The organism is Bradyrhizobium sp. SRL28, from assembly GCF_018596315.1.
In the GTDB taxonomy this organism is placed as follows: domain Bacteria; phylum Pseudomonadota; class Alphaproteobacteria; order Rhizobiales; family Xanthobacteraceae; genus Bradyrhizobium.
Map to the genome: position 1 here is coordinate 1 of NZ_JAHEAG010000103.1, position 8,416 is coordinate 8,416.

The 8,416-nt window shown below is 58.0% G+C and carries 6 protein-coding genes and 2 pseudogenes; 3 read left to right on the plus strand and 5 right to left on the minus strand.

From position 1 onward, the window contains the following. Window positions 1–148 precede the first annotated feature (148 nt). Window positions 149–469 carry a DUF736 domain-containing protein gene (locus KIP88_RS47610; protein WP_249791541.1) on the minus strand — a complete coding sequence of 107 codons (321 nt, stop codon included), beginning with the start codon at window positions 467–469 and terminating at the stop codon, window positions 149–151. 96 nt (window positions 470–565) lie between these two features. On the opposite strand from KIP88_RS47610, the pseudogene KIP88_RS47615 reads away from it, so the two are divergent. The 3 genes and pseudogenes from KIP88_RS47615 (at window position 566) to dctA (ending at window position 2,708) form a co-directional block, all read left to right on the plus strand. Next, window positions 566–830, plus strand: a pseudogene (locus KIP88_RS47615) (hypothetical protein). Beyond that, window positions 831–1,035, plus strand: a pseudogene (locus tag KIP88_RS44850) (beta-ketoacyl synthase N-terminal-like domain-containing protein); the annotation flags it as partial. It abuts the pseudogene before it with no gap. 350 nt (window positions 1,036–1,385) lie between these two features. Further along, window positions 1,386–2,708, plus strand: coding sequence for a C4-dicarboxylate transporter DctA (dctA, locus tag KIP88_RS44855; RefSeq protein WP_057902640.1), 1,323 nt, complete (start codon window positions 1,386–1,388; stop codon window positions 2,706–2,708). A 2,416-nt stretch (window positions 2,709–5,124) separates the two neighbouring features. Here the strand turns inward: dctA and KIP88_RS44860 are convergent. From KIP88_RS44860 to KIP88_RS44875, 4 genes are all read right to left on the minus strand, one after another. Next, window positions 5,125–5,460, minus strand: a complete 336-nt coding sequence (locus KIP88_RS44860) for a hypothetical protein (protein ID WP_214494477.1) — start codon at window positions 5,458–5,460, stop codon at window positions 5,125–5,127. Window positions 5,461–5,748: 288 nt separating this feature from the next. Continuing rightward, window positions 5,749–6,039, minus strand: coding sequence for a hypothetical protein (locus KIP88_RS44865; protein WP_214494479.1), 291 nt, complete (start codon window positions 6,037–6,039; stop codon window positions 5,749–5,751). A gap of 64 nt (window positions 6,040–6,103) precedes the next feature. Next, window positions 6,104–6,610 carry a DUF1643 domain-containing protein gene (locus KIP88_RS44870; RefSeq protein WP_214494480.1) on the minus strand — a complete coding sequence of 169 codons (507 nt, stop codon included), beginning with the start codon at window positions 6,608–6,610 and terminating at the stop codon, window positions 6,104–6,106. Continuing rightward, complete coding sequence (locus KIP88_RS44875; protein ID WP_214494482.1) at window positions 6,610–8,208, minus strand: hypothetical protein; 1,599 nt, start codon at window positions 8,206–8,208, stop codon at window positions 6,610–6,612. The genes KIP88_RS44870 and KIP88_RS44875 overlap by 1 nt, the downstream gene beginning before the upstream one ends. Between the last annotated feature and the right edge of the window lie 208 nt (window positions 8,209–8,416).

Sequence of the window (8,416 nt, forward strand, 5' to 3'; positions counted from 1 at the left end):
GCGAGGCACCGCGGACCGCAGCCCGTTATTATGCGGAGCGGCACAGCGACAAAAGACCTGGAAAACCGGGACTAACAGCCAACGACTTCGCATAATCCCACGCTACGCATAATTGGCATTAGCCCCCAAGATGCGGAAGTGCGGCCCTTCAGAGGGTTCTCGACGCGGACCAGCTTGGCCTTGGCATTGAGAGCGAGGTGCGAATCGAGCCGGAAAAGCCATTGCCGTTCAAGGTGAAGGTGCCGATGGTCGCCATTATCGTGTCTTTGTTTTCACTTTCCCGGGCCGCGCCCATCGGGGCCTCGATGGCTGGCGACAGACCGGAGGCGGTCGACTCGCACCTGAGGGGGCCGGCCGCTGTAGAGGGCGTCCAGGGTGCGACTTTCTTGTCCTGCGCGAGGAATTGATACGCGGCGTGGATGCTTACCATCCAAAAAATCAATTTTACCAATGTTGTGGAATGTTGCATTGGCAACAGCACCTGACGCCCACCGATCACGTCACTGCTTCTATCGGCGACGCGGCTCGGCTGAGGAACGGCGTCGCGTTCGCGTCGAGGCGCCTGATGGAAGCCACAGGATGGCAGATCAAACTCGCGAAGGAACATCGCCAAAACCAAGGAATACCCGCGGGCGGCGGCGAGACAACGATCGCCACGGAACTTACCTTGCGTGGCATCCAGTCGCCGGAGTTGACGGACCTCATCTACGATCTGGGAACAGTCCAACGGCATGCAGATCGAGATGAACACGGATGATGCCTGGTCGAACCTCAAGCATATCGGCGACACGGTTGAAGCTGTCCACGGCTTCCTCGCTAAGAAGGCCTGAATGGAGAGGAGCGTCGTCATTACCGGAATGGGCGGGCTGTGCGGCCTAGACACCTGCGCCGCTTCCATCTGGAAAGAGATGCGCGAAGGCCGCACCGCCATCGGCCCGATCGTCGATTCCGAGCTTTACGAGCTGAAGGTCAGGATCGGCGCCGACCTCAAAGCGCTATCGGAGCATGACATCGACTGCAAGCAGCTCGTCGATCTCGACGCCACGTCCAATGTGCTGCGCCAGCGCAAGGTGCGCGTGGCGCTGAACAACGCCTCTGCCTTCGGCGGCACGAACGGTTCCGGCGTTCGGCCAAGCTAGTCAGGAGAGTGTCGGTTCACCGTCTGGCGGGTTGACGGCCGCATGGCTTCGCGCGTGGTGCGCGTCTTGCTTATCGAGAGAAAACACACGTAACAGCCAGCCTGCCTTTGGAATCACGCTGCAGGCTGTCGGGTTTCCGACATCGTCGTCTTCAATCGGACACGGCTGGCATGAAAAGCTCGTCTGATGCCGTCGCCTCTCAACGCGCGACGGCTCGGTGTTCGAGTTCGTATGGGAAGGAGCGTCATGACCACCATCGCAACTGCGGCGTCCGCGCGGGCGTCGCGAACTTGGTACAAAATCCTCTACGTTCAGGTGCTGATCGCGATTCTGATTGGCGTCCTCGTCGGTTGGCTGTGGCCGTCGCTCGCGACCAACGAGTGGGTCAAGGCGCTCGGTGACGGCTTCATTAAGCTAATCAAGATGCTGATCGCGCCGATCATCTTCTGCACCGTAGTCTCGGGCATCGCGCACATCCAGGATGCGAAAAAGGTCGGCCGGGTCGGCCTCAAGGCGCTTGTCTATTTCGAGGTCGTCTCCACCTTTGCCTTGGTGCTCGGCCTGGTGATGGGCAATCTTTTTCAGATCGGCCACGGCCTTGCGGCCAAGCCCGATGCCGCAGCCGTCGCCAACTACGTGAAGCAGGCGGAAGCCTCGAAAAGCGTCGATTTCATCCTCAATATCATTCCCGACACCGTGGTCGGCGCGCTGGCGCGCGGCGATATCCTGCAGGTGCTCTTGTTTGCGATTCTGTTCGGCTTCTCGCTGATGGCGCTGGGTGAGCGCGGCGCAAAGTTGCGTGGCATGATCGACGACGCGGCGCACGCGGTGTTCGGCGTCATCGCCATTGTCATGAAGGTAGCGCCGATCGGCGCGTTCGGGGCCATGGCCTTCACGATCGGTAAGTTCGGACCATCGGCGCTCGGCAATCTGATCGGTCTCGTCGCGCTGTTCTATGCTACGGCCGCGCTGTTCGTGGTGGTCGTGCTCGGTCTGATCTCGCGCTTCGTCGGGTTTTCGATCTTCAAGTTTATCGCCTATATCAAGGATGAGCTCTTGCTCGTGCTCGGCACCTCGTCCTCGGAAAGTGCGCTGCCGCAGTTGATGACGAAGCTCGAGCGGCTGGGCTGCTCCAAGCCGGTGGTCGGCCTCGTGGTGCCTACCGGCTACTCCTTCAACCTCGATGGCACCAACATCTACATGACCTTGGCAACGCTGTTTATCGCTCAGGCGCTCGGGGTCGATCTCAGCTTCGGCCAGCAGCTGACCATTCTCGTTGTGGCGATGCTGACTTCGAAAGGCGCAAGCGGTATCACCGGGGCCGGCTTCATCACGCTCGCGGCGACGCTTTCAGTGGTTAATCCAGTGCTGGTGCCGGGCATGGCAATCGTGTTCTCGATCGACAAATTTATGAGCGAGGTGCGCGCCCTTACTAATATCATCGGCAACGGTATTGCCGCGGTGTTCGTGGCCTGGTGGGAAGGCGAACTCGACCAGGCCACGCTGCATGCGCGGCTTAACCAGAAAATCGATCCCAACGACGGCGAGACCTCGAACACGGCAGGGTAGGCGGCTGCATTTCTAACCGTCATTCCAGGGCAAGTCGAACTCGGGTGTAACCGGATTCGCGGGTCTTAGTGGTGCAAGTCGGTAGCAGCCGATTTGGATTGCGCACCCGGAAACCTCTCGCCGCGATCTCTGGATTGCCGGTTCGCTCGCTTCGGGAGCGCCTCGGAACGACGTCTAAAAGGCTGCCCGTGACACAAGGGGAAGAAACCCCCGGTTTGCCGGGCGGTTTCTCAGGAGTGCCGAGTATGAACGGCTGCTTGAAAGTGGAAGTCTTCTATCCAACCGCATGAGGGCAAAGGGTTAGCGAAGTGCAACGAGCCATCGCGAAGGGGGTCTGAAGAAGCCGTGGAGCAAAGCCGCGGAGGGACTAATCTAAAGCGTGATGAGGTTAGCTTAAATCGATTCGGGGTTCCCAAATCAGGAGAATTCTGATTTACCATGAGGCTCGGCGTGAAGGCCAGCATGGATGGGAAAGCCTTACTCTGAGGATCTTCGGAAGCGGGTCGTTGTAGGTTCTTACCGGCGGATTGTCCCGGAGCGAGGCGGCTAAACAGTTCGGTGTTGCGGTCAGTCAGCACCGCCGTAGGATGGGTGCGGCGGCATCGGGAGACCGGCAGCGTGGCGCCCGGCTCCGCACGGCCGCTGGAAGACTTCCTGGCCGCATTGCACCTGCCCGGATCGAGGCTCCATGGTTTCTCGAGGGGCCGAACGATCGCGAGAGTTTCCGCCTCTTGTCGAGAAAGTCCTCCTTCCAACGCTTCGTCCCGGCGACACCCTAATCAACAATCGCGGCAACCACAGAGGCAAAATCGTGCTCAGCTTACCCGCCTCGTCAAATTTCACATAAGTCCCACTCTCGTGAACCCAGAGCCGCTCCTTAAGCACGAGCGACTGTGTTTATAGCTCCGTCTCCGTGGTGGCGACTTTCGCAGATATGGCGGGCTCGACCTAGGACGCCACGACACTCAAGTGATCCGCAAGCCTTGCGAACAGCTCTCGCTTTTCCTGGTCAGTGCCAGGTCGCTGATGCAATTTGCATTCGGCTGCATCAGTGCGGAGCTTTCTGCAGGTCTTTCATCGGTATGCCGTGGAGCGGCCTATTCAGACCAATTAATCGGGATGTACTTCAGCTCCCGCCGGTCCATTTCCGAACGAAGCAATTCAGCATAGGTGCGCAGATTGTTACCACTAAAGCGGCAACGTCCGGCGTTCGCGCAACCGGCCAACACTTGCCGGCGCACACCTCCCAAAGAGACAATAAGCTCTCATCCTTCGAGCTTGAAAAGTCATCCCGACGCCCCAATTCTTGCGCGCAGATGCTACAGGCGTCTCAAGGGCCGGAGCGTTCGTTTTTGACATTCCCGCGCAGAAACCAAGTATCCGTTGCACATTAGCCACACGCGTTTTTCGGTCATCCGCACTACGCCTATCACGTCGGTTCGAACAGAACAGCTGGGTTTTACAGCTTCTGCCTTTGATCGTTCCACATGTTGCCAGCTAGCCGCTGTGGCCCAGACTCATCAGTTGGCTGCGATCCCATTTCGTGCTCAGGGAATAATTTGACTGTGTAAGCGGTCGCGCAGTTCAAAGGAAGTGAGCGATGGAGGTGGCATATGTATTCGGCTCTTGTCGGGACACTCATTTTTCTGAGCATCGGCATACTATTGGCCCACGCGATGGATGCTTTTCGCTCGGGTTCGTGAGAGCAATGCTCGATACGGACGATCCGCTCATGCAAACAGTGCTGCGCCTGCCTCAGTTCTGACGACGGATCGCGCCCGGTGAAGCGATCGAGTGCTTCTCTCAGAGCGCCGTCATGCGTGCGGAGGCCCTCTCCCGTAAGCCTAGGCATGTCGGCGGCGTCGCCCTTAGCCGCTCCGGAGATCCGGCGGCGACTTCGGCGATCCGAAGGTGATCCGGAACTTCGGCGAACTGACCAGGATCTGATCGCGCGCGGGGATCGTATTCCTTCTCGCAAGTTTGCGCGAGGCTCAGAGCAGACCTAATCAGGAAGTCGCCTATATAGGTGCCGTCTAGCTTCTAGTTGAACCGCCTCAGCCAATCCTTTCAAGGTCGAGTAAGCACCTTGCAAGGTTGTCATTCGCTTCGGCTGAGAACCTGCTTGTTTCGTCTTGCCACTTGAAATGCGGCTTGACTGGTTTTGCACTCACCGCGCTCAAGTGCCTGCAGACCCTCGTGAGATCGCTCGACGCATCCTCTGGGATAAAGTTATGTTTTCGAGCGGCATCATTTCGGAAAAGAACGCCTTTGACGCTGTCTCCTCGGACCCGGCAGCCCCTCGAAGTTGAGCTCCACGAGTGGGACCAGGCCTTCGCTTCCGTCCTTGCAACACCCTTCCCATGCTCGTGATCAGCGAGCTGAACATCCTGTACTCGTCTCGACCGAAAAGGCCCATCTAGGCTACCTTCGCGCAGCTCTCGGACCTGGCCTTGATTGCCTGGTTGACAAGCGCGTCGTTCTTCCATGTGTGCAAATGGACGCCGTGCAGCGAACCGGCTGGTGATCGGTGGCAGAGCTCAAGGAGACCAGGCAGGCGCATATAACCGTTTGGTGGAATGGCGGTTCTCTCGGCGGCGCAGCCTTTCGCGAGAGGCTCTATCCGACGCTGGACATACTGGTAACCAACGCCGACGACGGCGTTGGCCGCAGAAGACTGTTTGATGATTGAGAAGATGCCGACAAAGATGTAAGCGGTCATCACGGCTGCAAGTAACAGATTCCCGATCGTCATGACGGGCGCGGCTCAGACGCGACGATAAAGGCGAATATGTGAGATGCCGCACAAATCTGTGGTGCAGCGGGGTGCGAATTGCGGCGCTGGCTTGCGCGGCTCGCGAGATCGGGTGCTCTTGATATAGTCCGAACAATTCGAAATGATCGATCAGAAACGTGCTTGTGAACACGAATATCCAGCCGACGAATGAGACTGTCGCAGCCGTCACCGCGCCATAGCTTCCTCGGCCTGCCGAATGCCACTACCAGATTAGCAGCATGAGGCTCGCAGCGATAAGTACTTCGCTCAATGCGCTTCGGCACTTATTGTGTCCAGGAGTCTTTGAAGCGCTTGCGCGTCCTGACGCTGTGTTGGATGGCAAACGGCGCCATCCGCCCCCTCTACGGCAAGCGATTCGATGCATGTCTGCTGGCCCGTGTCGATCGTCTTCGGCACGACTTGGCCGCTTACGAAACAGACAACAGATAGAATTGTGATGAAGAAAGCGATGTCCGCGGCCGATCCATAGAGAAAACTGACGATCCTTGAAAATCGAATTCCGGACGACTCCTGGATAATGCGGTGGGTTGGGGTCATGATCGACTCCGCTAAGCCAACACTGCCCCACACAGTGGGCGCTAAAGAATACTGAACTCACGGCTCAAAGCCCTGACGAGGCACTTGGTTTGTCAATAACACGATAATAGGTGTTTTTGAGGACAGAATCGTCCGGAATCTGCTCAACAGGGCCTCTCGATCCTGGTAGCTGGACGGTATGCGCGATTTCCATCGCGGCCAGGTCGCGGTTCATGAAGTCGCCGTAGACGCCCCAACCGGCGACGGCGATGCCGTTGCGCTCCTTGCATTCGGTCAGGATGTCTCGAATATGCCGGTCATTGTCGGGACCGATCGGGTCTGGCATCGCCATCCAGTCTTGCGGTTCGGTCGCGCGACCTGCGCCGAGATTCCACACGATCAGAGATCCGCAATTCATCGTTTTCGCGCGATAGACGCCGCGAACAATCGTCGGGTCGTCAATTTTGTGATCGGCTTTCGAAGGGTTGAGCATGCCGAGCACTAGCGGCGGCAAGTTCGCATCCCAATCCCTGCGCAGATCGTAGCGATACAAACCGCATGACGAGATGATCGCGCTTTTCATTGCTTCCATCATATCACCGCGGCGAGTAGGAGATGCTGATCTAGCGTCGGCCGTTCAGATCGGTAGCCGATATCGATGAGGATGCTTTTGGCCTCTCGAATGTACCAATCGTAATCGACGTCATTCGGAAACGCGTCGGGGAGTTCCATGAGCGGCTTTGCACCGTCGCTGCGCGCCACTTTGTTGCCATTCAGTTTGTAGTTGATCGAGCCGCTGGCGTCCGTCGAGTAGTACCAGCGGATCGCCTTGCCGAGATTCTTGCCGTCTTTCACGGCGCCGCCTTTGACAGTGCGAATGGTGACAAATCGCCGAATGTCTCGACAGGCGTGAATGGTTTTGAAGATCGGTACCCCCTTGGTTACATACTCGACCACGGCGTCAGAGCAGACCTCGTTGAGCGGCGACGACCACGAGCTCGCGACGATCTTGGGTTCAGCGTATGCGCCCTTCTTCTTGACAGAGCCGTCGGGCTTGACGGCGATGTAGTTGTTCACGTCGCGGGAATAGAGCGCGCTGTATTCTGTTTCCTCAGTCTCAAAGCCGGTCAGCCGCTCCCACTTCGCGATCACCGCCGCCAGGGCGTCTTCTTCGCCCGTAGGGCAGATGATCACGATGCAGTCGGTGTTGGCGCTGACCACGCGGAAGCCGGCTCGCTCGACCATCTCGATCAGCATGAGCAACGACAATTGGCCGCCGATCGTCACTTGGATCGTCAAGTCTGGCGCAAACAGAACCGACCACTTGGAGCCGAGCTTGCCGAACGCGCCGTTGTTGACGATCTTCAGACTTCCCGAGACGTCGTCGTTGGTCTTCAATTCCTGCTTCAGCAGTGTGGCTTCGTCGTTCGCCCGCTTGATCAGCTTCTTGAGTTCGTCGACGTGATCCTTCGCCTTGTTGCGCCGCTCAACAGACGATCGGAAGACCCGTAAAAAGATCGGCCCGAGATGCTGCGGATACAGGCCGAGGTTGAGGATGATTTGCGGGTAATAGCCGCGTACGTCGCGGTCGACGATCCTGGTGTGCGCGTCGGCTCGATGCGCGATCGTCTTCTCCGATGAGTGCAAACCGCCGATGCCCACGCGGTAGATCGAACTGCCAATCTTAATTTTGGCCTTCTTCAGAACGTCCGGCATAATGACCTTGCCGCTCGTCGAGATCGCGAAGTCGGCGGCGCGAACTTTGTCGAGAACTGCGTTGAGCTCGGTCGATCGATAGTGAATGAAGTCGGGAACCCTGTACTTGTAGTGCTTGCCTGGCGTGATCTTTGGCTTCTTCGGTTCTTCACCGGTTAGCCGCTTCAACTCTTTCTTGATCACGGCCTCGGCAATTTGCGCATCCGATTTGGAGCGTAGATCCACTCCGTACTGCTTGGTCATCTGCTCGCGAAACGTCAGTTGCTCCTTGAGCGTCTGCATCAGCAGGCCGGTGGCGGCAAGGTCGTTGACGCAGTAATCCGATACGACGTCCATCTCGTCGTGCGTCAGCACGGCATCTTCGTCCACGGGCAGATCTTGCATGCGCCTGCCGTGCATTGTGCCGTTGTAAATCTTGAGGCTGTTCTGCCCTGGCGCGATCTCGATCAGGTCGACGTGATCGCACTCGATCAATTGAAAATCGTAGGCGCGCGAGATTTCCCAGGGCTTGGCGTCCTCCTGAATGATCTCATTGGCGATTTGCTTCAGCGATTTGTTGCTGAAGCCTGCGCGTACCGAGCGATCGCGACCGGGCGTTCCGATTGATCACGACCGGCTGTACCGATTGATTGCGACCAGGCGTTCCGATTGATCGCGACCACCCATTCCGGGCGATCGCGAG